Source organism: Bradyrhizobium sp. CCBAU 11357 (assembly GCF_028128865.1).
Lineage (GTDB): Bacteria > Pseudomonadota > Alphaproteobacteria > Rhizobiales > Xanthobacteraceae > Bradyrhizobium.
On the sequence record NZ_LBJW01000106.1, the window covers coordinates 1 to 23,090 of the forward strand.

Below are 23,090 nucleotides of genomic sequence, written 5' to 3' on the forward strand. Positions count from 1 at the left end.
GCCGCCGCCGCCACCACCTCCGGTCGCCCGACCGGCGCCGCCGCCGATGGCCGCAGCGCCGCATCCGCCTCCGCGGCCGGCCGGCCCGCCACCGAAGAGCTGCCCGCCCGGCCAGCCAAAGTGTTAGGAGGCTCAAGGGGCAGGGGACGCTCGGAAGCGAGCGCAGCCTAGAGGCGTCCCCTAAGGCCCGTTATTTCCTTGCTTCTGGCCGAAATGGCGCTATATAGCGCGCCATCTCACACGGAAACATGGCTCACAAGGCCGTCCGGTGGCAACCGGGGCGAGAACGCTCCGTTTTGCTCACACGTTTCCGGAGGAACCAACCGGAGAACTAGAACGATGGCACTACCCGATTTCACTATGCGTCAGCTGCTGGAAGCTGGCGTGCACTTTGGTCACCAATCGCACCGCTGGAATCCGAAAATGGCTCCGTTCATTTTCGGCACCCGCAACAACATCCACATCGTTGACCTCGCCCAGACCGTGCCGATGCTGCACCAGGCCCTCCAGGCCGTCAGCGACACGGTGGCCAAGGGCGGCCGCATCCTGTTCGTCGGCACCAAGCGCCAGGCCCAGGACGGCGTTGCCGATGCGGCCAAGCGCTGCGCGCAGTATTTCGTCAATTCGCGCTGGCTCGGCGGCACGCTGACCAACTGGAAGACGATCTCGGCCTCGATCAAGCGCCTGCGTCACCTCGACGACGTGCTCTCGGGCGGCGAAGCCAATTCCTACACGAAGAAGGAGCGCCTGACGCTGCAGCGCGAGCGCGACAAGCTCGACCGCTCGCTCGGCGGCATCAAGGACATGGGCGGTCTGCCCGACCTGATCTTCGTGATCGACACCAACAAGGAAGACATCGCGATCCAGGAGGCTCAGCGCCTCAACATCCCGGTCGCCGCGATCGTCGACACCAATTCGGACCCCAAGGGCATCACCTATGTGGTCCCCGGCAATGACGACGCCGGCCGTGCCATCTCGCTGTACTGCGATCTGATCGCGCGTGCGGCGATCGACGGCATCTCGCGTGCCCAGGGCGATTCGGGCATCGACATCGGTGCGTCGGCCAAGCCGCTCGCCGAAGAGCTGCCGGCGGCGTCCTCGAGCGGTTTCCAGGGCCTTGCGGGTCCGCGCGGCACCGCCGACGACCTCAAGAAGCTCCCGGGCGTGTCGGGTGCGATCGAGAAGAAGTTCAACGATCTCGGTATCTTCCACTACTGGCAGCTCGCCGAGCTCGACCACGACACCGCCCACACGATCGGCGAAGAAGTCGGTCTGCCGAGCCGCGCGGATGCCTGGGTGGCCAAGGCCAAGGCGCTGACCGCGGAAGCGGAATAGTCAAAAAGAGCGATGGGTTGGCCGGATAGGATCCGGCCACCATTTCAGTTGACGCGACTTCCTGAGATGGACCGCGGCGGGGCGATTTGATGCCGCGCCGCGGCAAACCAGCAGGCACAAAGGATTTTCAACGATGGCAACGATCACAGCTGCGATGGTCAAGGACCTGCGCGAATCGACCGGCGCAGGCATGATGGACTGCAAGGCCGCGCTCACCGAAAACGACGGCAACATGGAAGCTGCGCAGGACTGGCTGCGCAAGAAGGGTCTGTCCAAGGCTGCCAAGAAGTCGGGCCGCGTCGCGGCCGAGGGCCTGATCGGCGCACTCACCAAGGGCACCAAGGGCGTCGTGGTCGAGGTCAATTCCGAGACCGACTTCGTCGCTCGCAACGGCCAGTTCCAGGGCCTGGTCAAGATGATCGCGCAGGTCGCGTTCGACGTCGGCGCCGACGTCGAGAAGATCAAGGCCGCCAAGGTCGGCGACGTCACGATCGAAACCGCCATCAATGATGCGATCGCCACCATCGGCGAGAACATGACGCTGCGCCGCGCCGCCCAGCTGGAAGTGAAGCAGGGCGTGGTGTCGCACTACATCCACGGGGCCGTCATCGAGGGCGCCGGCAAGATGGGCGTGATCGTGGCGCTGGAATCGCCGGGCAAGGCTGACGAGCTCGCAGCGCTCGGCCGCCAGATCGCGATGCACGTCGCGGCTGCCAACCCCCTGGCGCTCGACCCGTCCGGCCTCGATCCGGCCGTGGTCAAGCGCGAGAAGGACGTGCTGGCCGACAAGTACCGTCAGCAGGGCAAGCCGGAGAACGTGATTGAGAAGATCGTCGAGTCCGGCCTCAAGACCTACTACAAGGAAGTCTGCCTGCTCGAGCAGGCCTTCATCCACGACACCGGCAAGTCGGTGGCGCAGGCGGTGAAGGAGGCCGAGGGCAAGGTCGGCGGCGCTGTGAAGATCGCCGGCTTTGTGCGCTATGCTCTCGGCGAGGGAATCGAGAAGCAGGAAAGCGACTTCGCGGCCGAGGTCGCCGCGGCCAGCGGCAAGAAGTAAGCGCCGGAACGTTCCTTCCGGCGTGCCGCCGGAAGCGGCGCCCGGACAAGGAAAGTGCTCATGACTGATCCGGTCTATCGTCGCGTCGTGATCAAGCTGTCCGGCGAATATCTCGCGGGACAGCAAGGCTTTGGCATCGATCAGCCGACCGTCGACCGGGTTGCGGACGATCTGATCGCGGCCCGCCATCTCGGCACCGAGGTCGCGGTCGTGATCGGCGGCGGCAACATGGTCCGCGGCGTCGAGGTCTCATCCCGCGGGGTGTCGCGCACCACCGGCGATACCATGGGTATGCTCGCCACCATGATGAACTGCCTCGCGCTGGAAGCGGCGATCGAGCGCAAGGGCACGCCGGCACGGACGCTGTCGGCCTTCGTCATGCCCGAGATTTCCGAGCTGTTCACCCGCACCGCGGCACACAGATACCTGGCCGACGGCCGCATTGTGCTGCTTGGCGGCGGGACCGGCAATCCGTTCTTCACCACCGACACGACGGCGGTGCTGCGGGCCGCCGAGATCGGCGCGCAGGCGGTCCTGAAGGCGACCAATGTCGACGGGGTCTACTCGGCCGATCCGAAGAAGGATCCGACCGCCACGCGGTTCGACCGCCTGACGCATTCGCAGGCGATCGAGGGCGGCTACAAGGTGATGGATGCGACCGCCTTCGCGCTTGCCCGCGAGACATCGCTGCCTATCATCGTATTCTCGATCGCGGAGCCGGGCTCGATCGGCGCGATTCTGCGTGGCGTCGGCCACGGAACCATCGTCGCCGGCTGACGGCTCATCTGGCGCGCCCGAAAGGGAACGGCGCGGAGCGGTCGCCGGGATTTTGAAGGAGAAAACGTGATGGCCACGGGTAATTTCGACCTCAACGAAGTGAAGCGCCGCATGCAGGGCGCCGTCGCCTCGCTCAAGCACGAGCTCGGCGGCCTGCGCACGGGACGCGCCTCGGCCTCGATGCTCGATCCGGTGCAGGTCGAGGCCTATGGCAGCCACATGCCGCTCAATCAGCTCGCCACCGTCAGCGTGCCGGAGCCGCGGCTGATCTCGGTTCAGGTCTGGGACAAGTCGATGGTCAAGGCTGTCGAGAAGGCGATCGTCGATTCCAATCTCGGCCTGTCGCCGGCGACCGAGGGCCAGGTGCTGCGCCTGCGCATTCCCGAGCTCAACGAGGAGCGCCGCAAGGAGCTGGTGAAGGTCGCGCACAAATATGCCGAAGCCGCCAAGGTCGCCGCGCGCCATGTCCGCCGTGACGGTCTCGACGTGCTCAAGAAGCTCGAGAAGAATCACGAGATGTCGGAGGACGATCAGAAGCGTCACGCCGACGAGGTGCAGAAGGCGACCGACGGCACCATCGCCGAGATCGACCAGTTGCTGGCCGCCAAGGAAAAAGAAATCCTCACCGTTTAAGGCATCGCCTTCATGTCCAACGCCACCGCGCCCGCAACGGAAGGACCCGACCGGTCCGAGGCGCCTGCGCATGTCGCCATCATCATGGACGGCAACGGGCGTTGGGCGGCCGCGCGCGGTCTGCCGCGCGCGGAAGGGCATCGTCGCGGCGTGGACGCATTGCGCCGTGTGGTGCGCGCCTCGCACGAGCTCGGCATCCGCTATCTCACCATCTTCTCGTTCTCTTCGGAGAACTGGTCGCGTCCGGCGAGCGAGATCGGCGACCTGTTCGGCCTGCTGCGGCGCTTCATCCGCAACGATCTGGCGAGCCTGCATCGCGACGGCGTCAAGGTCCGCATCATCGGCGAGCGCGAGGGGCTCGAGAGCGACATCTGCGCTTTGCTGAACGAGGCCGAGGAGCTGACGCGCGACAATACGCGACTGACGCTCGTCGTCGCCTTCAATTACGGCTCGCGGCAGGAGATCGCGAAGGCGGCGCGGAAACTCGCCCGCGAGGTCGCCGAGGGCAGGCGGGATCCTGCCACGATCGACGCCGAGACGCTTGGCGCGCATCTCGACGCGCCCGACATCCCCGATCCCGATCTCATCATCCGCACCAGCGGCGAGCAGCGCCTGTCGAACTTCCTGATGTGGCAGGCCGCCTATAGCGAGCTCGTGTTCGCGCCGATCCATTGGCCCGACTTCGACAAGGCGGCGCTGGAAAGCGCGATTGCCGAATTTGCCAGGCGCGAGCGCCGTTTCGGCGGCCTGGTTGCGAAGACCGCCTCGTGAACGAACCCGATTCTGCACCGGTGGGCGCCAAGCCTGCCCCGAGCAATCTGGTGATGCGGGTGCTCGCAGCGCTGGTGCTGGCGCCGCTGACCATTGCGATCGCCTATGCCGGCGGCTGGCTGTGGGCGCTTCTCGTCACCCTGGTCTCGATCGGGCTGTTTGCCGAATGGCTGATGGTGGTGGGCGCAGGATCGGCCGCGCTGACCGGGGCGGGGACGGTCGTGATCGCCATGATGGGAGCCTCCGTCGCTTTCGGCGCGCTCAAAACCTCCGTCGTCACCGGCCTGATCGGCGGCGCGATCGTGACGCTGATCGCGCGGGGCAAGTTCTTGTGGGCGGCCAGCGGATTTGCCTATGCGGCGGCGGCGCTGCTGGCCTCGATCCTGGTGCGGAAGGATCTCGTCAACGGCTTCTCCGCGCTGATGTTCGTGCTGCTGGTGGTCTGGGCGACCGACATCGGCGGCTATTTCGCCGGACGCAGCATTGGCGGTCCGAAATTATGGCCGCGCGTGAGCCCGAAAAAGACCTGGGCCGGCGCGCTCGGCGGTTTTGCGGCGAGCCTGGCGGTCGCGGCCGGCTTTGCCGCCTGCGGGATCGGAAAAGTAGTTCCACTGCTGCTCGTCGGCGCCGTCCTGTCGGTGGTGTCGCAGCTCGGCGATCTCTTCGAATCCGCCGTGAAGCGGCGCTTCGGTGTCAAAGATTCCAGTCACTTAATTCCCGGCCATGGCGGACTACTGGACCGCCTGGACGGTTTTGTCGCCGCCATCCTGGCGGCATGGATTATCGGCTTTCTCCGCCATGGTGTGCATAGCGCCGGAAGCGGTCTTATGGTTTGGTGAGGATATGAGCGCCGTTCCCTTGCGTAACAACAGGCTTGCTGCGTCTGACATTCGCAGCGTCACAGTCCTCGGTGCCACCGGCTCGATCGGCGACAGCACGATGGACCTCCTGCGTGCCTCGCCCGAGCGCTACCGTGTCGAGGCGCTGACGGCAAACGGCAATGTCGCGGCGCTGGCCAAGCTCGCCAAGGAATTCAACGCGCGCTATGTCGCGATCGCGGACACCACCAAGCTCGCCGAGCTCAAGGACGCGCTGGCGGGCACCAGCACCGAATGCGGCGCCGGCGAAAGTGCGGTGATCGAGGCCGGCGCGCGCCCAGCGGACTGGGTGATGGCGGCGGTGAGCGGCGCTGCCGGGCTGAAGCCGGCGCTTGCCGCGGTCGATCGCGGCGCGCATGTCGCGCTCGCCAACAAGGAGTGCCTGGTCTGCGCCGGCGACTTCTTCATGCAGCGCGCGGCAAAAGCGGGCGCCTGCATCCTGCCGGCCGATTCCGAGCACAACGCGCTGTTCCAGGCACTGAGCTCAGGCAATCGCGACGAGCTCGTCCGCGTCATCATCACGGCCTCCGGCGGTCCGTTCCGGACCTGGAAGCCTGCAGACATCGAGCAGGCGACGCTCGAGCAGGCCCTGAAGCATCCGAACTGGAGCATGGGCCAGAAGATCACGATCGATTCGGCCTCGATGATGAACAAGGGCCTTGAAGTGATCGAGGCGTCCTATCTGTTCGCGCTCTCGCCGGACGAGATCGACGTGCTGGTTCATCCGCAGTCGATCATCCACGGCATGGTCGAGTTTTCCGACTGCTCGGTCGTGGCCCAGCTCGGCGCGCCCGACATGAGGACGCCGATCGCCCATTGCCTCGGCTGGCCCGATCGCATCAAGGGCCCGGCCGCCAAGCTCGACCTTGCCAAGATCGGCCAGCTGACCTTCGAGGCGCCGGACTTCGAGCGCTTCCCCGGATTGCGGCTGGCCTACGAATCGCTCCGGACCGGGAAGGGCGCGACAACCGTCTACAACGCGGCCAACGAGGTTGCGGTCGCCGCCTTCATTGCCGGCAAGATCCGGTTCGGCGCGATTGCCCGGCTGGTCGAGGCGACGCTCGAGGATTGGATCAAGGGCGGCAACCAGGCGCCCCTGATGTCGGCGGACGATGCAATCGCTGTTGACCATGTTGCGCGAAATAGGGCCGCCGCCCTATTGCCTCAAATTGCCTTAAAGGCATCCTAGTTGGTTCGGGACCAGGGCCTTGCGGCGCTGGGTGAGGGAATTCGATGATCGACTTTTTCGTCCATAGTTTCAATACGTTGAGCCATGGGCTCCTCGGCTACGCGGTTCCCTTCCTGTTCGTCCTGACCATCGTCGTGTTCTTCCACGAGCTCGGCCATTTCCTGGTCGCGCGCTGGGCCGGCGTGCGCGTGTTAACCTTTTCGCTCGGCTTTGGCCCCGAGCTGGTCGGCTTCAACGACCGCCATGGCACCCGCTGGAAGATTTCGGCGATCCCGCTCGGCGGCTACGTCAAGTTCTTCGGCGACGAGAGCGAGGCCTCGACCCCGTCGGCCCAGACGCTGGCGGCCATGACGGCCGAGGAGCGCGCCGGCAGCTTCCACCACAAGAAGGTCGGCCCCCGGGCGGCGATCGTTGCGGCCGGGCCGATCGCCAATTTCATCCTGGGCGCGCTGATCTTCGCCGGAATGGCCCTCTATTACGGTAAGCCGAGCACGATCGCCCGGGTCGACGGGGTCGTCGCCGACGGCGCGGCGGCTGCGGCCGGCTTCAAGGTCGGCGACGTCGTCGTCCAGATCGACGGCAAGCCGATCGAGAGCTTTGCCGACATGCAGCGAATCGTTGCGATGAACGCCGGTTCGGCGCTTACCTTCCAGGTGAAGCGCGACGGTGCCATCGTCTCGCTGACCGCGACCCCGGCGCTGCTGGAGCGCAAGGACCCGTTCGGCAACAGCCACCGTCTCGGCGTTCTCGGCGTCGAGCACAAGTCGCAGGCCGGGGAGGCCTCGACCACCCCGGTCGGCGTCGGTGAAGCGCTCAAGATCGGCGTCGAGCAGGTCTGGTTCATCATCACCAGCACCTTCAAGTTCCTGGGCTCCCTCTTCGTCGGCCAGGGCAATCCGAACGAGGTCAGCGGAGTCCTGGGAATCGCGAAAATGTCGGGGCAGGCGGCCAGCGCCGGGTTCCAGTTCGTGATCAATCTCTGCGCGGTGCTGTCGGTCTCGATCGGCCTTTTGAACCTGTTCCCGATTCCGCTGCTCGATGGCGGCCACCTGATGTTCTATGCGGCCGAGGTGGTTCGGGGTCGGCCCCTGTCCGAGCGGACCCAGGAAATGGGGTTCCGAATCGGCCTTGGCCTCGTGCTGATGTTGATGGTGTTCGCGACCTACAACGACATCCTGCGGATGGCGGCTTCCTGATAGGGGCTTTTTTGTGGCGTTGCTGTTGAGCAACGTCTTGGAATGAAATTGAAATTACGGCGCTTTCGGCCGTTTGCGGCGTCGGCGAAATTGGCTACAAGCGGCCTGAACTTGGGGAATCTCCGGACCGGCGTTGGGGTTGGGTCTGGCACGGAATGATAAGGGCGCGTTGCGCGATGAAGTTTGGACTGCGACTCCGGGGGGGCTTGATCGCAACCCTGATCTTGTTCGGCGCGCCGGTGGTTGCCCCGGTTGGGGCTGTTTTCGTGTCTTCGTCTGCGCTCGCTCAGACCGTTCAGTCGATTTCCGTCGAAGGGAATCGCCGCGTCGAGGTGGAGACGATCCGCTCCTATTTCAAGCCGGGCCCGGGCGGCCGGCTGGATCAGGCCGCCATCGACGACGGCCTCAAGGCGTTGATCGAGACCGGCCTGTTCCAGGACGTCAGGATCAACCGCGGTTCCGGCGGCCAGCTGATCGTCTCCGTGGTGGAAAACCCGGTGATCGGCCGCATCGCCTTCGAGGGCAACAAGAAGATCAAGGACGAGCAGCTCACCGCTGAAGTCCAGTCCAAGGCACGCGGCACCTTCTCCCGCGCCATGGTGCAGTCGGACACGCTCCGAATCGCCGAAATCTATCGCCGCTCCGGCCGCTACGACGTGCGCGTCACGCCCGAGATCATCGAGCAGCCGAATAATCGCGTCGACCTGATCTTCACGGTCGAGGAGGGCGTCAAGACCGGCGTCCGGTCGATCGAGTTCGTCGGCAACAATGCCTTCTCGTCCTACCGCCTTCGCGACGTGATCAAGACGCGCGAAACGAATCTGCTGAGCTTTCTCGGCAGCGGTGACGTCTACGATCCCGATCGCGTCGAAGCCGATCGCGATCTGATCCGCCGATTCTATCTCAAGAACGGCTTCGCCGACGTGCAGGTCGTCGCGGCGCTCACCGAGTACGATCCGGAGAAGAAGGGCTTCAACGTCACCTTCAAGATCGAGGAAGGTCAGCAATACCGCGTCGGCTCGGTCGATTTCCGCACCAGCATTCCGAACTTCGATCCGAGCTCGATGCGCGGCTATTCGCGCATCAATGTCGGCTCGCTCTACAACGTCGAATTGGTCGAGAAGTCGGTCGAGGAGATGCAGATCGAGGCCTCCCGGCGCGGCTATGCCTTCGCCGTGGTCCGGCCCGGCGGCGACCGCAACTTCGAAGCGCACACCGTGTCCGTCGTGTTCAACGTCGACGAGGGCCCGCGCACCTATATCGAGCGCATCAACCTGCGCGGCAACACCCGCACGCGCGACTACGTGATCCGCCGCGAGTTCGACATCTCGGAAGGCGACGCCTACAACCGCGCGCTGGTCGACCGTGCCGAGCGGCGCCTGAAGAACCTCGACTATTTCAAGAGCGTGAAGATCACGACCGAGCCGGGCTCGTCGAGCGACCGCGTCATCCTGATCGTCGACATGGAAGAGAAATCGACCGGCGACTTCTCGGTCTCGGGCGGTTACTCCACCACCGACGGCGCGCTGGCCGAAGTCTCGATCTCGGAGCGCAACCTGCTCGGTCGCGGCCTGTTCGCCAAGGCGTCGGTAACCTATGGTCAGTACGCCCGCGGCTACTCGCTGTCGTTCGTCGAGCCGTATCTGCTCGACTACCGCGTCGCGCTCGGCCTCGACCTCTATCAGCGTGAGCAGAAGTCCAACAGCTACATCTCTTACGGCACCAAGACGCTCGGCTTCTCGCCGCGACTCGGCTTCTCCTTGCGTGAAGATCTCTCGCTCCAGGTGCGCTACTCGATCTATCGGCAAGAGATCACGCTGCCGAGCTACTTGGCCAACTGTAACAACGACCCGCTGTCATCGGCATTCAACCCCAGTCCGGCCTACTCGGCGGCGACGGGTACGCCCTTGGCTGCATCCACCAACGGCCTCGGCTGCTACAACGATGGCGAAGCCTCGCTGCCGGTCCGCAAGGAGTTGGCCAACGGCAAGACTCTGACCTCGGCGCTCGGCTACACGCTGACCTACAACACGCTGGACAACAACAAGAACCCGACCGATGGTCTGCTCGTCGACTTCCGGCAGGACTTCGCCGGCGTCGGCGGCGACGTCTCCTATCTGAAGTCGGTGGTCGACGCGAAGTACTACACGCCGCTCGTCTCCGACATCGTCGGCCTCGTCCGCCTGCAAGGCGGCATGCTGAACAAGATCGGCAGCGATTTGCGCATGCTCGACCACTTCCAGATGGGCCCGAACCTCGTTCGTGGCTTTGCCCCGAACGGCATCGGTCCGCGCGACTTGAACCCCTTCGGCACGCAGGATGCGCTCGGCGGCACCAAGTATTGGGGTGCTTCGCTCGAATTGCAGATGCCGTTCTGGTTCCTGCCCAAGGAAGTGGGTCTGAAGGGCGCGGTCTATGCCGACGCCGGCGGCCTCTACGACTACAAGGGACCGACGAGCTGGACCGCCACCAACGAGGTCAACGTGCCGGGCTGTATCCCGTCGTCCATCAATCCGAACAGCACCGGGACCTGCACCGGTCTCGTATATGACGACAGCAAGGTTGTTCGCTCGTCGGTCGGTGTCGGCGTGATCTGGCAGTCGCCGTTCGGACCGCTGCGCTTCGACTACGCCGTGCCGCTCAGCAAGGGCAAGTACGACCGAACGCAGGAGTTCCGGTTCGGCGGCGGCACCACGTTCTAGTTCGATCAGCACGGCACGATCCGGATCGCCGGAGCCGGTTTCCGAAAGGGATCGTGCCGATCCAAGACATGAGGCATGATGCGGCCTGACCGCTTCATGCCGAAGCCGGACCGCGACGGGGTGGAATGGCGCAGCCGACCTTCTTCACAAAGCCGCCTGCCGCAGCGTTGGCCGACATCGCCACGCTGACCAAGGCGCAGCTGGTCGACCCGGCGAGGGGCGGCCACGTCATCACGGGCCTTGCTTCGCTCGATGAAGCGGGCCCGATGCATTTGGCCTTTTTCGACAACCTCAAATATCTCGAGGAACTCAAAGCGACCCGCGCCGGGGCATGCCTGGTGAGCCCACGCTTCGAGGCCCAGGTGCCTGCCCACGTGGCCGTGCTGCGGGTGGCGCAGCCGTTCCGCGCCTTCGTCCGGATCGCGCGGGAATGGCACGCCGATGCGCTGCGGCCGCAATCCTGGTTCGGCATCGAGGGTGTTGCACCGTCCGCCATCATCGATCCCTCGGCCCGGCTCGAGGACGACGTCATCGTCGAGCCCCTGGCGGTCATCGGCCCGGACGTCGAGATCGGGAGCGGCACGGTGATCGGCGCCGGCGCGGTCATCGGCCCCGGCGTCAAGATCGGCCGGGACTGCAATGTCGGCGCCCGCACGGCCATCCAATGCGCGCTGATCGGCAACAACGTGCTGATCCATCCCGGCTGCTCGATCGGCCAGGACGGCTACGGCTTCATCTTCTTCGGCCCCGAGGGCCATCTGAAGGTCCCCCAGACCGGCCGCGTGCTGATCCAGAACGACGTGGAGGTCGGCGCCGGCACCACCATCGACCGCGGCTCCCTGCGCGACACCGTGATCGGGGAGGGCACCAAAATCGACAATCAGGTCCAGATCGGCCACAATGTGACGATCGGCCGGAATTGCCTGCTGGCGGCTCAGATCGGCCTCGCGGGCAGCCTGACGATCGGCGACAACGTGGCGCTGGGAGCGAAGGTTGGCATCAACAATCACCTCAAGATCGGCGATGGCGCCCAGGTTACCGCGATGAGCGGGGTCAAGGACGACATCCCGCCGAATGGCCGTTGGGGAGGCCTCTTTGCCAAGCCGACCAAGCAATGGTTCAAGGAGATCATGGCGGTGGAGCGCCTGGTGCGCGACAGCAAGGCCGATCCGAAGGACGAGGGACGGGAATGACGGCGGAATCACCTGTTAAGTTCGAGCTGGTGGACATCAATGCGATCCTCCAGACGCTGCCGCACCGCTTTCCGATGCTGCTGATCGACCGCGTGATCAACATCCGCGCCGATTACAGCGGCATCGGCATCAAGAACGTCACCTTCAACGAGCCGGCGTTCCAGGGGCATTTCCCCGAGCGTCCGGTCTATCCCGGCGTCATGATGATCGAGGCGATGGCGCAGACCGCGGGCGTGATCGGCATCAAGTCGGTCGAGGGCACCGAAAAGCCGCGGGCGGTCTATTTCCTCACCATCGACAAGTGCAAGTTTCGCAAGCCCGTGCTGCCGGGCGACACGATCGAGTATCACATGCGCTCGCTCGGCCGCCGCAAGGCCATGTGGTGGTTTCACGGCGACGCCAAGGTCAACGGGCAGGTCGTCGCCGAAGCCGACGTCGGCGCCATGCTGACCGATTGAGCGGCGCCGGGCGTCCGCCTCAGGTGCAATCGTAGCGGCTGCCGGGCGCCTCGCGGCTGATATTCCGGTTGAAGAACTGGCCCATGGACGGCGCGCCGAGGAGGCGCTCCACCGTGTCGGCCGTCACGCCGCAATAGCGGTGATAGGCGCCGTTGCTCGCGACAATCAGGTCCTGCTGCGCGCGATCGTAACAGACCCGCTGAAGCACCGTGCTGCGGGTGATGTCCCGGCACTCGAATGTCTGGAGATCGACCAGGCGGTGTTCGCCGGTCTCGACCGCCTCCGACACGATCGGTGTGCTCGCGAGCTGTGCCAACAGAAAAATCAGGGCCCTGACCACGATCGTTGAAGCTCCGCATGAAGCTAAAGCGCGATGAGATTTGGATGAATCGTCATCGCGCTTTAGGTTGTTGTTTGCGCATGATCTTTCCGGAAAACCGCTTCGCACTTTTCCGGATCATGCCGTGGCGACGGGACGGCAAGGCCGCCTCATCCGGCACTTGAAACACGGCGAGATGATACGTCACTGGACAGATCGGGCATAGTCGCGCTAACCAGCCGAAAACCGAGCGACTTCAATACATAACCAGACCTTCTTGACGAGTAAGATTGGCTTGATGAGCAAGATTGATCCCACCGCACGGATCGCGGACGGCGCCGTGATCGGCGCGGGCACCGAGATCGGACCCTATTGCATCATCGGCCCGAACGTCGTCATCGGCGCGAACTGCAAGCTGATCGGGCATGTGCAGGTCACGGCGCAGACCACGATCGGCGACGGCTGCACCATCTATCCGTTCGCTTCGCTGGGCACGCCGCCGCAGTCGCTCAGCTATCGTGGCGAGCTGACGCAGCTCAGGATCGGCGCGGGCTGCACCATCCGCGAATCCGTGACCATGAACGCGGGGACCGTCGGCGGCGGGGGCGTCACCTCGGTTGGCGAACGCGGCTATTTCATGAACTGCAGCCACGTCGGCCACGACTGCCATGTCGGCAACGACGTGATCTTCGCGACCTCGGCGACGCTTGGCGGCCATTGCGAGATCGGCGACTTCGTCTTCATCGGCGGCCTCTCCGCCGTGCATCAGTTCACCCGCATCGGAGCGCAGGTCATGGTCGGCGGCGTGTGTGGCGTACGCGACGACATCATTCCGTTCGGTCTCGTCAACGGGCAATATGCGGTGCTCGAAGGCCTCAATCTGATCGGCATGAAGCGTCGCAAGTTCACCAAGCAGCGGCTCGCCACCGTGCGCGCGTTCTACCAGAAGCTCTTCCATGGCCCCGGCACCTTCGCCGAGCGGCTGGAGGCGGCGCGGCCGCTCGCGGGCAAGGACCCTGCGATCGCCGAAATCCTCGACTTCATCGGCAAGGGCAAGCGCCCGCTCTGTCTTCCCGCCATCGCGAAGTGATCTTGGAGTGATCTTGGGATGGCCGCGGGCACGACATCGGCGGCTTTGCAGGTTTCGTCACCGGTCGGCATCGTCGCCGGCGGCGGCGCCATGCCGTTCGCGGTCGCCGAGTCGCTCGCCGCGCACGGCATCACGCCGGTGCTGTTTCCTCTGCGCGGGGCCTGCGATCCCGCGCGCGTGGAGAAGTTCCGCCATCGCTGGATCTCGGTCGGCCAGCTCGGCCGCGCGATGCGGCTGTTCCGCGAGGAAGGCTGCCGCGACCTGATCTTCATCGGCACATTGGTGCGGCCGTCGCTGTCCGAGATCCGGTTCGACATCAAGACGCTGCGCCTGCTCGGCAACGTCATCCGCGCCTTCCGCGGTGGCGACGATCATCTGCTGTCGGGTGTCGGACGCATCCTCGAGCAGGACGGCTTCCGCATGGTCGGCATCAAGGACGTCGCACCGGATCTCTTGATGCCCGAGGGCTGCATCGGCCGCGCCTGGCCGAGCGAGGCCAGCAAGACCGACATCGCGCGCGGTCGGGCGGTGCTGACCGCGCTCGGTCCGTTCGACATCGGCCAGGCTGCGGTCGTGATCGACGGGCATGTGGTGGCGGTCGAGGACATCGAGGGCACCGACGCGCTGCTCGCACGCGTCGCGCGGCTGCGCGAGGAGGGCCGCATCCGCGCCGCCACCGGACGCGGCGTGCTGGTGAAGGCGCCGAAGAGCGGCCAGGATCTGCGCTTCGACCTGCCGACGATCGGTCCGCGCACCATCGAGGGCGTCGCGGCCGCCGGCCTTGCCGGCATCGCCGTCATCGCGGGCAACACCATCGCCGCCGAGCCGCAGGCGATGATCGCGCTTGCCGATGCCAAATATCTCTTCGTCATCGGCCTGCCCGCGTGATGTCGCGTGATCCCAAGCGCAAGATCTTCCTGATCGCGACGGAGGAATCCGGCGACAGGCTCGGCAGCGCCTTGATGAAGGTGCTGCGCCAGCGCCTCGGCGACGGCGTGCAGTTCGTCGGCGTCGGCGGCCGCACCATGGCGCGCGAGGGCCTGGAATCGCTGTTTCCGATCGAGGAGCTGTCGATCGTCGGGTTTGCCGCGGTGGTGCAGCAATTGCCGAAGATCCTGCGGCTGATCCGCGAGACGGCCGATGCCGTGACCGAGGCCGCGCCCGACGTGCTCGTCATCATCGACAGCCCCGACTTTACGCATCGCGTCGCCCGCCGCGTGCGCTCGCGCAGTCCGGCGATCCCGATCGTCGATTACGTCTCGCCGCAGCTCTGGGCCTGGCGGCCGGGACGGGCGCGGACCATGCTCGGCTATGTCGACCATGTGCTTGGCCTGCTGCCGTTCGAGCCGGAGGAATACCGCAAGCTCGGCGGGCCGCCCTGCAGCTATGTCGGCCATCCCCTGATCGAGCAATTGGGCTCGCTGCGGCCGAGCGCGGAGGAGCAGAAGCGCCGCGACGGTAAGCCGCCGGTGCTGCTGGCGCTGCCCGGCAGCCGCCGCAGCGAGGTCAGGCATCATCTCGACGTGTTCGGCGCAACGCTCGGCCGCTTACGGGGTGAGGGCTGCGCGTTCGAATTGATGCTGCCGACCATGCCGCATCTCGAAGCCACCATCCGCGAGGGCGTCGCGAGCTGGCCGGTCAAGCCGCAGATCGTGATCGGCGAGAACGAGAGGCGAGCCGCCTTCCGCATCGCCCACGCCGCGCTGGCAAAATCCGGCACGGTGACGCTCGAGCTCGCGCTGTCAGGCATTCCGATGGTGACGGCCTATCGCGTCGGCGCCATCGAGGCCTTCATCCTGCGCCGCGCGATCCGCGTCTCCTCGGTGATCCTCGCCAATCTCGTGATCGGCAAGGATGTCATTCCGGAGTATTTGCAGGAGGAATGCACGCCGGAGCAGCTGGCGCCGGCGCTTCGGGACGTGCTGACGGAGTCTCCGCTGCGCCGGCAGCAGGTCGAGGCCTTTGCTCGCCTCGATCAGATCATGTCCACCGGTAACAAGTCGCCGAGCGTACTCGCCGCCGAAATCGTGCTCGCGACGATGCGGAAGAGTAGGCGAACGAGCTAAAAAAAGTGTTCAGCCCACGAACCTGGTTTGCAGGGTTTGCTGGTCCAGTTTTTCCGGTTTTGACAGTGGCGCGATCCGATGCGGATTGTCGCGGATCTCGACCATCTTGATCAATCTGGCATTCTCCAGCTCTTGAGGCTGAAAGCCGATCCCGCCCGTGCCCGCGAGCGCGAAGCAGTCCTCGAACTTCGTCACGCCATAGTCGGGCAAGCGATAAAGGTCGGTCGCATGCAGGACGGTTGGCCGCTCCGTGACCCACTCTGCCGTACGGCCTCGCGCCGGAAATTCGACCGGAAGCCCAATCGGGTAGGGAAGAGGAATCGTGGGCGCAAGGAGATCGACCGAAAGCGACTTTCCGCCTTGCGATTCATTCTTGATGAAAAAACGGACGTGGTCTTGCGCTATGACGGTCAGAACACACCTGACCTGGTTCCCCGGTTGCACCGGAAAGTTGGGGAGCGTCCACGGGCCAGTGTCGCGGTCACCGCGAAACCACCATTGAACCCATGCTTCCGCGGAAGGCGGGCCAACGCTGCCGTCAGCGGCAACCACGATCTTTTGCGTCGTCCCGATCTGCGGCAGCGAACTATCGAAGCGCCGATGACCATCGATCCCGATCCAGGTCGAACAGCGATAATCGCCCGGCGCAAGTGAGGGAGCGGTCGGCTCGGGGACCTGCCAGGCCCCCCACACCTGTGTGAACTGGGTGCCCTCCGTCGCCGCAATACACGCGCCCGACCAATTGAAGCTGGTTTCGTGACGGCCGGGATAGCCCGAGCCCAAACGGCCGCGGTTGACACGAAAGTCGGTGGCGGAGCCCGGGTAGATCATAGGCAGAACTTCGATAGGCTTGGAAAGAAGCCTGGCCCATAACGTCTCGGCCCTGCGCCCCGCGACCGGGGGCGGCTTGGGCGGAAGCCGGTAGAACTCGAGCTCCCGCGCATCGGCATTCAGCGCGTCGAAGTCCTTGGGCGGCGGTGGCGGTGGCAACAGTATCTGCCGACGCAGACCCGCGTTCAATTCGTCCCGCGTAGGAAGCCTGTGTTGCTCGACACCGCTCGCGCGCGCGCTCATGGCCACTCCCCCTGAGCAGCTGCGACCAAGTCATCATAACTTGGCACGGAGGTTTTGTTGTCCAAAATATGGAAGAGATCACTGGCCAATTGAACGCCGGCGTCCGTGTCATTCTGGTAATGGAGACCGGCGATCTGGCGGTTTCGCGCGATACGACGGGCAAGAATGGTGAGATCATTCGCCATCGGCTTCACCGACGCAGGTAACACCGGCTCGAGGCAGAGCGCGACCAAATGCGCCTGAGTCGCGTGCCCGCTCGGATAGGAGGCGTGGCCGGGAACCTGAATCGGCGGCAACAGCGCGGGGCAGATTTGCGAGGGTCGTGGCCGCTTGTAGTAGGCTTTCCAATGCATCGCGACCTGGAGCGCGATCAGACTTGCCGTCGTGATCACGCGGCAGGTGTTTGGATGCGAGTTCGGCGTGACGTTGAGAAGGGCCATGAAGTAGCTCAGAAACTCGTCGTTCTGCGCAAAAATCTCGCCGAGCGCGTCCGCCCGCTCATCTTTGGCCATCGTCACGAGCGCGTCGATCTCAGCTCCGGTGTTCGCATAGTTTGGTTGGGCAACCGTGATCGTGCTCCACCCGCCGTGAATGGCGAATTCGGCCAGCAGCCGCCAGGCGTACCAGTCCGGGGGCCAGCTCCGGTCCGGAAACTCGGTGACGGTGGTGCGGTTGGTGCTGACGCCCGTTTCCGTAATGAACGGCAGGTCCACGCGATCCGGAAAGATCCAGCCGCCGCCGCCCGAGCCTGCATTGGCGACGTTTCCCGCATTCCCAGCGTTACCTGCGTTTCCCGCATTCCCGGCGTTGCCTGCCATCGCAGCCTCCCAATGATTTGCCGCCTATCGCTTGCTTAAAACTCAGTCTGGAAATCCTGCCGCCTTGAGCCGCTGTCGAAGATTGTCGCGGGTGGCCGCGTTGAGCGGCGTGCGGTCCGCCCAGGCCTGTAAATGGAAATTCGGATCGATCAGCATATGGCGTTCCGCGATCTGGCGCGCGTCCACAAATTTTCCGATGGCCACCAGGCTGGCTGCGAGGATGCGGAAGTTCGAGGTGAAACGCTCATTATGCTTCGCCGCTCGCCAACCCCAGGCGGCCGCTTCGTCGAAATTGCCGTTGATGTAGTGCGCCTGGGAAAGCAGGTGCTCGTGCCAGAACACGTGTGAATCCAGGGGCGACAAGCGCAGGCCGTGTTCGGCGCGCAAGACCGCGGTTGGGCCCTCGCCCAGATAGCCGCAGGTCGCACTGCTCATCGTCCACGCCATGGCCGAATTGGGACCGACCGTGATCGCCCGGTCCAACAGGCGGGTTGCTGTCTCGAAATCCTTGAACAGATACGAATGCACGTGACCGTCGATTGCCAGAGCGAGCGCATCGTTGCCATCGCGCTCGATTGCCTTGGACGCATTGCGCGACGCCTCCATGCTATCGGCAGCGGCGTCGGTGGACCAGCCCTGGCCGACCCTGAACATGTACCAGTATGCGAGGTATGAGTAGGCCGGCGCATAGTTGGGGTCATGCGTGACGGCCTGCTGCAGCAATCCGCGCGCCCGCGAGAACGAGTCGTAGTCCATACGGTATAGATAGCTCAGCGCCTGGAGAACCAGATCGTAGGCCGTCAAATTCTGCGGATGCTTGCGCAGAGCCCGTGCACGCTCCCACTCGCGAACATGTGGCGCGATGGTCGTGACCACGCGCGTCGAGATTTGCTCCTGCAGTGCGAACAGCTCGCTGAGCTCGCCTTCATGACGATCGGAGTAGATGATGTTGCCCGACTCGGTGTCATTGAGCTCGGTATTGATACGCAGCCGCCCGCCGGAGCGGCGAACGCTGCCGTAGAGCACATAGCGCACGCCCAGCTCGCGACCGATGGCGCGGACATCGATGATCTCGCTGCCATAACCCAGCGTCGACCCGCGCGATATCACGAACAGCTCCTTCAGCGCGGAGAGCGCGTGAATGATTTCGTCGACAATTCCTTCGGCAAAATAGGCATCATCCTGACTGGCAAGATTGCGGAATGGCAGAACGACAACGGATGGACGTCCCTGCGCTCTGACCGGACTATCTGCCACCGGATGCGGTGAACGATCGATGCGCAGCCCGAAGGCTTTGACGGGGCGCGACAGATTCCGCAGATGCAGATCGCCGAAGTCGACGACGGAGACGCCGGCCTGCTCACTGATCTGATCCGCGACGGCACCTGAGACGACGATGCCGCCGGGCTCGGAGTAGGTCTGAAGCCGAGCGGCGATGTTCACCCCATCGCCATAAATATCCTCACGTTCAAAGATCGCATCGGCAACGTTGATCCCCATCCGGAGACTGATGAACCGATGTTCCGGTTCTTCCGCCGACATCGCATTGGCGCCGTGCTGAATTGCAAGCGCACATCGGGAGGCATCATTTGCGCTGTCAAACACGGCAAGAAAACCGTCTCCGGTGTTCTTGATCACCTGGCCCCTGTACTTCGCGATCGTCGGGTCGATAGTGGTTGCGCGCAGCAAGAGGACCCGCTTGTGGGTATCTTCCTCGTCCGCTTCCATTAATCGGCTGTAACCCACGATGTCGGCCGCGAGCACGGCCACCAGCTTGCGTTGACCAGGAACAACCTCTCGCGAGGCGTCCGGCCCTACAATCGGGTCGAGTCTCGGGCTGGCATCGGGTTCACGGGGGGAGGCCATAGTTGAATCCGTGGTCACTCTGATGCGTGGGTCCGTACCGCCGTTGGGACGCTGTTCCCTTAACTAAGCCTGTTTTTCCAGGTTTCACAAGCCGCGGTTGTTTCGCGCAAACAGATCAATCCTCGTTTTCGCAACCAGCCCGTGAACAACGGTCGAGGGACAGGTCCGGGGTATGTCGGCGAAAACGGCACCGGCCTACGGCGCTTAAGACACGGTACCGTCGATGCCAACCCGGCTCCTCTCGGCAGGTGTGGGTGAGAGCCCTGCGTGCATGCCGGAGAAGCTGGCACCGGCGATCTCCGCGCTGCTGACGAATTCGCCGGTCCCCCGCGAGCAGGTCGAGGCCTTCGCAAAGATCAATCGGATCATGTCGACCGGCAACACATCGCCGAACGTGCTCGCCGCCGACATCGTGCTCGCAACGATGCGCCAGGGCCGACGAACGAGCTAGGATATCTCTATGAACGTCTGCTTGCGACGGCTCAACGGAAGCCATTCGGCTTGGCCGCGACCGGCGGCTTGGGACACGAAGCGGACGATCAGGCGCGTTGGTGGCGCCAAGCATGCCGCTTACTCAGCAGCTTTCGCGTGAGCTGCCCTCCAAAGACCGGCTGCCAAGAAACGCAACAGCGAAGCCGTGAGTGACGCTGAAGCGCCGTGGATCACCCCTGTTCCGAAGGCAGACTAAAGTGAAACACGGCCCCCCGTGGTTCATTCGCACCGGTCCAAAGTCGACCTCCGTGCGCCTCGATGATCGATCGGCAAATCGACAAGCCCATGCCGGTCCCGTCCGGCTTGGTGGTGTAGAAGGGCTCGAACAGGCGGTCAACGATTGCGACGTCAAGTCCAGGTCCGGTATCCCGTATGGCGACAACGACGAGATTTGATGCATCTGCGGCCGTGCTGATCCGCAGCTCTCGTCCGCCAACGTCGACGCAGTTCATGGCCTCGATCGCGTTGAGGATCAAATTGAGAACCACCTGTTGCAGCTGAACGCGATAGCCCTTCACGAGCGGCAAGCCCGAAGCGAGGTCGGTCTGAATCGAGACATCATGTTTGATCAGCTCGCTACGGGCTATGGTGATCACGTCCAGGATTGCACCATTGACATCGACGCTCTCCTTCGGCGCCGGAGCTTTCTTGATCAAGGAACGGATCCAACTGATGATCTCGCCGCCCCGCTTGGCTTCTGCAACAATGGAGATGAGCGCCTGCTGTGCCTTTTCGAAATTCGGAGATTGTGTTCCCAGCCAGTTCAGTGCGGCCTCTGCGTTGCAGAGCACCGCGGTGATTGGTTGGCTTAATTCGTGTGTCACCGAAGCCGTGACCTGGCCCATTGCCGCCGCGCGATTGGCGTGTGTCAGTTCAGCCTGCATCTCGCGCAACGCCTCGGCGGTTCGCTTGCGTTCGGTGATGTCGCGGCTGAGGCAAATGATTCGTGACTGTCCGCCTATGCAGAATTCCCGCATGCGAACTTCGACGGGAAACACAGTGCCGTCCTTTCGGAAATAGCGCCTCTCGAGCGTAGCGATGCCGCCGGCCTTGAGACGCTCGCGGTTGCGACGCCAAATCGTTTCATCCATCTCAAGATCGAACAAGGCCGCACTTGCCCCAACCAGTTCGGTCCGGCTGTAGCCCAGACTTTCGCAGGCATTCCGATTTACATCGAGAACGCGACCATCTTCACTGTGCAGCATGAACGTATCGGTCGCGTGGTCCACGAAGGTACGGAAACGGGCCTCGCTCTCGATCAGCGCCTGTTCGGCGCGCTTGCGCTCCGTGATGTGGCGCCCTACACCGCGGTAACCCACGAAGTTCCCTGTCTTGTCGAAGATGGGCAGCCCAGAGACGGAAATATAGCGCTTGCCGCCGTCGGGCGTCGGCCGCGCGAGCTCGAAATCGCGAAACGGGAGGTGAGCGTCGAGTATCTCCCGGTGTTTGCGCCAGCCATCTGCGTCAGGTTCGAGATACGGGACCTCCCATCGTGTCCTGCCGATCTCGGAGACGGGCGGCTCGGGAAGCGTCTCGGCGAACTCCTGGCGGACGAAGCGATGCTGCGCGTCCGTTTCCCAGTACACATCAAAAGAGAATTGCACCAGCGTGCGAAAGCGCTCCTCGCTCTCGCGCAGTGCCTCCTCGGGGCGCTTGCGCTCACTCGACATCGAGCGCGACCGGCGGCGCTTGAATCGGATGTTGCATGATCATCTCTTGCCACGCGTAATGGATCAATCGACAGATTTCTCGTACCGGATTGCGTCCCCCGGAGTCGTCCAAGATCGATCAAGAATATGCCTTTGGCGACTATACTCCCGTATACAGGCCCTCTCTATAGCGACATGACGCGGGACCGCGCTCGCCGAAGGGCGCTTGTAACCAGTCCAGGCCTAAGCTGGGGCCGGAATTCCGCAGCGCAGCAGTCTCCCGCCTTGTTGAGTTGTGCTATCATTTTGGTCAGCGTGCGGAGGCATGGCAGTGAGGCGACGCGAGCTCATTACTCTGCTGTGCGGCGCGGCGGTCTCGCCGCTGGCGGCGCGCGCGCAGCAAGCGGCGAGACCGCCGCTGCTGGCGATGTTCCATCCGGCAATCCCCCCGACGCTTCTGACTGAAACGGGCGGGGGCAGCGCATGGCGTGCCTTCTTCGGTGAGTTGCGCCGTTTGGGTTACGTAGAAGGACAAAGTCTGATCATCGAGCGCTACTGGGCCGAGGGGCGCCACGACCGTTATGCCGACGTGGTCCGTGAAATCGTGACTCGCAATCCGCATGTCATCGTCACCGGAACGAATCCCGTCGTAACCATGTTCAAGGCGGCGACCAGTACGATACCGATTGTTGCTTTCATGCTGGACCCGCTGCAGGCGGGGCTGGTGACCAATCTGCAGCGGCCCGGCGGCAACCTCACCGGCATCACGCTTGATGCCGGCATCGAGATCTGGGGCAAACGGCTGGAGTTCTTGAAAGAAGCCATTCCTTCGATGCAGAAGGCCGTATTTCTGGGGATGCGCGGCGGATGGGAAGGGTCTGTCGGCCAAGTCTTGCGAAATGCCTCCGCGCGTCTGGGAATCTCACTTACTTTTGTCTTCCCGCAGGAGGGGAAACCGTCGGAGATTGAGCGTGTCTTCGATGCGATCTCGGAGCAACGGCCGGATGCCGTGCTGGTGAGCGGAGAGGGCGATCTTTACGCCAACCGCCAGCTCATCGCCGAGCTCGCCATGAAAAAACGCCTGCCGACGATATGTCCGTACCGCGATTACGTCGAAGCCGGCGTACTGATGGGCTACGCTCTCGATCTCTCGGAGCTGTTCAGGCACTTGGCCGATGACGTGCACAAAGTCCTGAAAGGTGCCAAACCGGGTGACATTCCGATTTATCAGGCGACCAGATTTGAACTCCTCATCAATCTGAAGACGGCAAAGGCATTCGCCATGACCCTTCCCCCGGCGCTGCTTGCCCGCGCCGACGAGGTGATCGAATAATTTTGCTATTGATGGCCCCACCCGAACTGCCTTGAGCAGTGGAAAGGGGCCGCTCCCCTGGGGAGAACCGGACCTGACGAGTCGAGCGGCGGACCGCCGCTGGTGACCCGTAAGGCGATTTGGTCGGCGGCCGATCGACACGCTAAGTCCAGGACCCGAATGCGAATTGTGAGATGGCCATTTCCGGCCGCCAC

Annotated in this window: 20 protein-coding genes and 1 pseudogene; 16 read left to right on the forward strand and 5 right to left on the reverse strand. The window is 63.9% G+C overall.

Annotated elements, in window-relative coordinates; all coding sequences use genetic code 11:
* Positions 1-339: 339 nt before the first annotated feature.
* From XI05_RS24115 to fabZ, 11 genes are all read left to right on the forward strand, one after another.
* A complete protein-coding gene (locus tag XI05_RS24115) occupies positions 340-1,335 on the forward strand; it encodes a 30S ribosomal protein S2 (protein ID WP_042336442.1) in 996 nt (331 codons plus the stop codon).
* 133 nt (positions 1,336-1,468) lie between these two features.
* Positions 1,469-2,392, forward strand: a complete 924-nt coding sequence (gene tsf, locus XI05_RS24120; RefSeq protein ID WP_271506436.1) for a translation elongation factor Ts — start codon at positions 1,469-1,471, stop codon at positions 2,390-2,392.
* A gap of 60 nt (positions 2,393-2,452) precedes the next feature.
* Positions 2,453-3,169: a UMP kinase gene (gene pyrH, locus XI05_RS24125; protein ID WP_271506439.1), complete on the forward strand. Its 717-nt coding sequence runs from the start codon at positions 2,453-2,455 to the stop codon at positions 3,167-3,169.
* A gap of 69 nt (positions 3,170-3,238) precedes the next feature.
* Positions 3,239-3,802, forward strand: a complete 564-nt coding sequence (frr, locus tag XI05_RS24130; RefSeq protein ID WP_025036556.1) for a ribosome recycling factor — start codon at positions 3,239-3,241, stop codon at positions 3,800-3,802.
* A gap of 12 nt (positions 3,803-3,814) precedes the next feature.
* On the forward strand, positions 3,815-4,573 hold the full coding sequence (locus tag XI05_RS24135) for an isoprenyl transferase (RefSeq protein WP_271506442.1): 759 nt from the start codon (positions 3,815-3,817) through the stop codon (positions 4,571-4,573).
* Positions 4,570-5,412: a phosphatidate cytidylyltransferase gene (locus XI05_RS24140; protein ID WP_271506444.1), complete on the forward strand. Its 843-nt coding sequence runs from the start codon at positions 4,570-4,572 to the stop codon at positions 5,410-5,412. The genes XI05_RS24135 and XI05_RS24140 overlap by 4 nt, the downstream gene beginning before the upstream one ends.
* A 4-nt stretch (positions 5,413-5,416) precedes the next feature.
* Positions 5,417-6,640: a 1-deoxy-D-xylulose-5-phosphate reductoisomerase gene (gene dxr / locus XI05_RS24145; protein WP_271506446.1), complete on the forward strand. Its 1,224-nt coding sequence runs from the start codon at positions 5,417-5,419 to the stop codon at positions 6,638-6,640.
* A gap of 44 nt (positions 6,641-6,684) precedes the next feature.
* A complete protein-coding gene (rseP, locus tag XI05_RS24150) occupies positions 6,685-7,836 on the forward strand; it encodes an RIP metalloprotease RseP (RefSeq protein WP_172783578.1) in 1,152 nt (383 codons plus the stop codon).
* A 176-nt stretch (positions 7,837-8,012) separates the two neighbouring features.
* On the forward strand, positions 8,013-10,538 hold the full coding sequence (bamA, locus tag XI05_RS24155) for an outer membrane protein assembly factor BamA (RefSeq protein WP_271506449.1): 2,526 nt from the start codon (positions 8,013-8,015) through the stop codon (positions 10,536-10,538).
* Between the two features lie 125 nt (positions 10,539-10,663).
* Entirely contained in the window at positions 10,664-11,731 is a 1,068-nt protein-coding gene (gene lpxD, locus XI05_RS24160) for a UDP-3-O-(3-hydroxymyristoyl)glucosamine N-acyltransferase (RefSeq protein ID WP_271506452.1), read from the forward strand.
* Entirely contained in the window at positions 11,728-12,189 is a 462-nt protein-coding gene (gene fabZ, locus XI05_RS24165; protein ID WP_024341283.1) for a 3-hydroxyacyl-ACP dehydratase FabZ, read from the forward strand. The genes lpxD and fabZ overlap by 4 nt, the downstream gene beginning before the upstream one ends.
* Positions 12,190-12,208: 19 nt before the next feature.
* Here the strand turns inward: fabZ and XI05_RS24170 are convergent, their stop codons facing one another.
* Complete coding sequence (locus XI05_RS24170) at positions 12,209-12,529, reverse strand: KTSC domain-containing protein (protein WP_271506455.1); 321 nt, start codon at positions 12,527-12,529, stop codon at positions 12,209-12,211.
* A gap of 277 nt (positions 12,530-12,806) precedes the next feature.
* On the opposite strand from XI05_RS24170, the gene lpxA reads away from it, so the two are divergent.
* The 3 genes from lpxA to lpxB are packed head-to-tail and all read left to right on the forward strand — an operon-like array spanning position 12,807 to position 15,664.
* Entirely contained in the window at positions 12,807-13,598 is a 792-nt protein-coding gene (gene lpxA, locus XI05_RS24175) for an acyl-ACP--UDP-N-acetylglucosamine O-acyltransferase (protein ID WP_271506457.1), read from the forward strand.
* A gap of 18 nt (positions 13,599-13,616) precedes the next feature.
* Positions 13,617-14,486: an LpxI family protein gene (locus tag XI05_RS24180; RefSeq protein WP_271506460.1), complete on the forward strand. Its 870-nt coding sequence runs from the start codon at positions 13,617-13,619 to the stop codon at positions 14,484-14,486.
* Positions 14,486-15,664, forward strand: coding sequence for a lipid-A-disaccharide synthase (lpxB, locus tag XI05_RS24185; RefSeq protein WP_271506462.1), 1,179 nt, complete (start codon positions 14,486-14,488; stop codon positions 15,662-15,664). Before XI05_RS24180 ends, lpxB begins: the two co-directional genes overlap by 1 nt.
* Before the next feature lie 9 nt (positions 15,665-15,673).
* Here the strand turns inward: lpxB and XI05_RS24190 are convergent, their stop codons facing one another.
* From XI05_RS24190 to XI05_RS24200, 3 genes are read right to left on the reverse strand one after another with little or no spacing between them, the layout of a single operon-like run.
* Entirely contained in the window at positions 15,674-16,738 is a 1,065-nt protein-coding gene (locus tag XI05_RS24190) for a G1 family glutamic endopeptidase (RefSeq protein WP_271506465.1), read from the reverse strand.
* Positions 16,735-17,556: a phosphatase PAP2 family protein gene (locus XI05_RS24195; protein WP_271506468.1), complete on the reverse strand. Its 822-nt coding sequence runs from the start codon at positions 17,554-17,556 to the stop codon at positions 16,735-16,737. The genes XI05_RS24190 and XI05_RS24195 overlap by 4 nt, the downstream gene beginning before the upstream one ends.
* Before the next feature lie 42 nt (positions 17,557-17,598).
* On the reverse strand, positions 17,599-19,422 hold the full coding sequence (locus XI05_RS24200) for an adenylate/guanylate cyclase domain-containing protein (protein ID WP_271506472.1): 1,824 nt from the start codon (positions 19,420-19,422) through the stop codon (positions 17,599-17,601).
* A 268-nt stretch (positions 19,423-19,690) separates the two neighbouring features.
* On the opposite strand from XI05_RS24200, the pseudogene XI05_RS24205 reads away from it, so the two are divergent.
* Positions 19,691-19,873, forward strand: a pseudogene (locus XI05_RS24205) (lipid-A-disaccharide synthase); the annotation flags it as partial.
* Between the two features lie 211 nt (positions 19,874-20,084).
* Here the strand turns inward: XI05_RS24205 and XI05_RS24210 are convergent.
* Positions 20,085-21,584 carry a PAS domain-containing sensor histidine kinase gene (locus XI05_RS24210; RefSeq protein ID WP_271506475.1) on the reverse strand — a complete coding sequence of 500 codons (1,500 nt, stop codon included), beginning with the start codon at positions 21,582-21,584 and terminating at the stop codon, positions 20,085-20,087.
* A 310-nt stretch (positions 21,585-21,894) separates the two neighbouring features.
* Here XI05_RS24210 and XI05_RS24215 point away from each other — a divergent pair, with 310 nt between their 5' ends.
* Positions 21,895-22,896 (forward strand): ABC transporter substrate-binding protein, encoded by a 1,002-nt coding sequence (locus XI05_RS24215; RefSeq protein WP_271506476.1) that lies wholly within the window; start codon positions 21,895-21,897, stop codon positions 22,894-22,896.
* Positions 22,897-23,090: the final 194 nt, after the last annotated feature.

What these genes read in the sequence shown, in the direction of transcription:
- XI05_RS24115 (WP_042336442.1), top strand. Translation starts at nt 340, where the DNA reads ATGGCACTACCCGATTTCACTATGCGTCAGCTGCTGGAAGCTGGCGTG.
- tsf (WP_271506436.1), top strand. Translation starts at nt 1,469, where the DNA reads ATGGCAACGATCACAGCTGCGATGGTCAAGGACCTGCGCGAATCGACC.
- pyrH (WP_271506439.1), top strand. Translation starts at nt 2,453, where the DNA reads ATGACTGATCCGGTCTATCGTCGCGTCGTGATCAAGCTGTCCGGCGAA.
- frr (WP_025036556.1), top strand. Translation starts at nt 3,239, where the DNA reads ATGGCCACGGGTAATTTCGACCTCAACGAAGTGAAGCGCCGCATGCAG.
- XI05_RS24135 (WP_271506442.1), top strand. Translation starts at nt 3,815, where the DNA reads ATGTCCAACGCCACCGCGCCCGCAACGGAAGGACCCGACCGGTCCGAG.
- dxr (WP_271506446.1), top strand. Translation starts at nt 5,417, where the DNA reads ATGAGCGCCGTTCCCTTGCGTAACAACAGGCTTGCTGCGTCTGACATT.
- rseP (WP_172783578.1), top strand. Translation starts at nt 6,685, where the DNA reads ATGATCGACTTTTTCGTCCATAGTTTCAATACGTTGAGCCATGGGCTC.
- bamA (WP_271506449.1), top strand. Translation starts at nt 8,013, where the DNA reads ATGAAGTTTGGACTGCGACTCCGGGGGGGCTTGATCGCAACCCTGATC.
- lpxD (WP_271506452.1), top strand. Translation starts at nt 10,664, where the DNA reads ATGGCGCAGCCGACCTTCTTCACAAAGCCGCCTGCCGCAGCGTTGGCC.
- fabZ (WP_024341283.1), top strand. Translation starts at nt 11,728, where the DNA reads ATGACGGCGGAATCACCTGTTAAGTTCGAGCTGGTGGACATCAATGCG.
- lpxA (WP_271506457.1), top strand. Translation starts at nt 12,807, where the DNA reads ATGAGCAAGATTGATCCCACCGCACGGATCGCGGACGGCGCCGTGATC.
- XI05_RS24180 (WP_271506460.1), top strand. Translation starts at nt 13,617, where the DNA reads ATGGCCGCGGGCACGACATCGGCGGCTTTGCAGGTTTCGTCACCGGTC.
- lpxB (WP_271506462.1), top strand. Translation starts at nt 14,486, where the DNA reads ATGTCGCGTGATCCCAAGCGCAAGATCTTCCTGATCGCGACGGAGGAA.
- XI05_RS24190 (WP_271506465.1), bottom strand. Translation starts at nt 16,738, where the DNA reads ATGAGCGCGCGCGCGAGCGGTGTCGAGCAACACAGGCTTCCTACGCGG.
- XI05_RS24195 (WP_271506468.1), bottom strand. Translation starts at nt 17,556, where the DNA reads ATGGCAGGCAACGCCGGGAATGCGGGAAACGCAGGTAACGCTGGGAAT.
- XI05_RS24200 (WP_271506472.1), bottom strand. Translation starts at nt 19,422, where the DNA reads ATGGCCTCCCCCCGTGAACCCGATGCCAGCCCGAGACTCGACCCGATT.
- XI05_RS24210 (WP_271506475.1), bottom strand. Translation starts at nt 21,584, where the DNA reads ATGTCGAGTGAGCGCAAGCGCCCCGAGGAGGCACTGCGCGAGAGCGAG.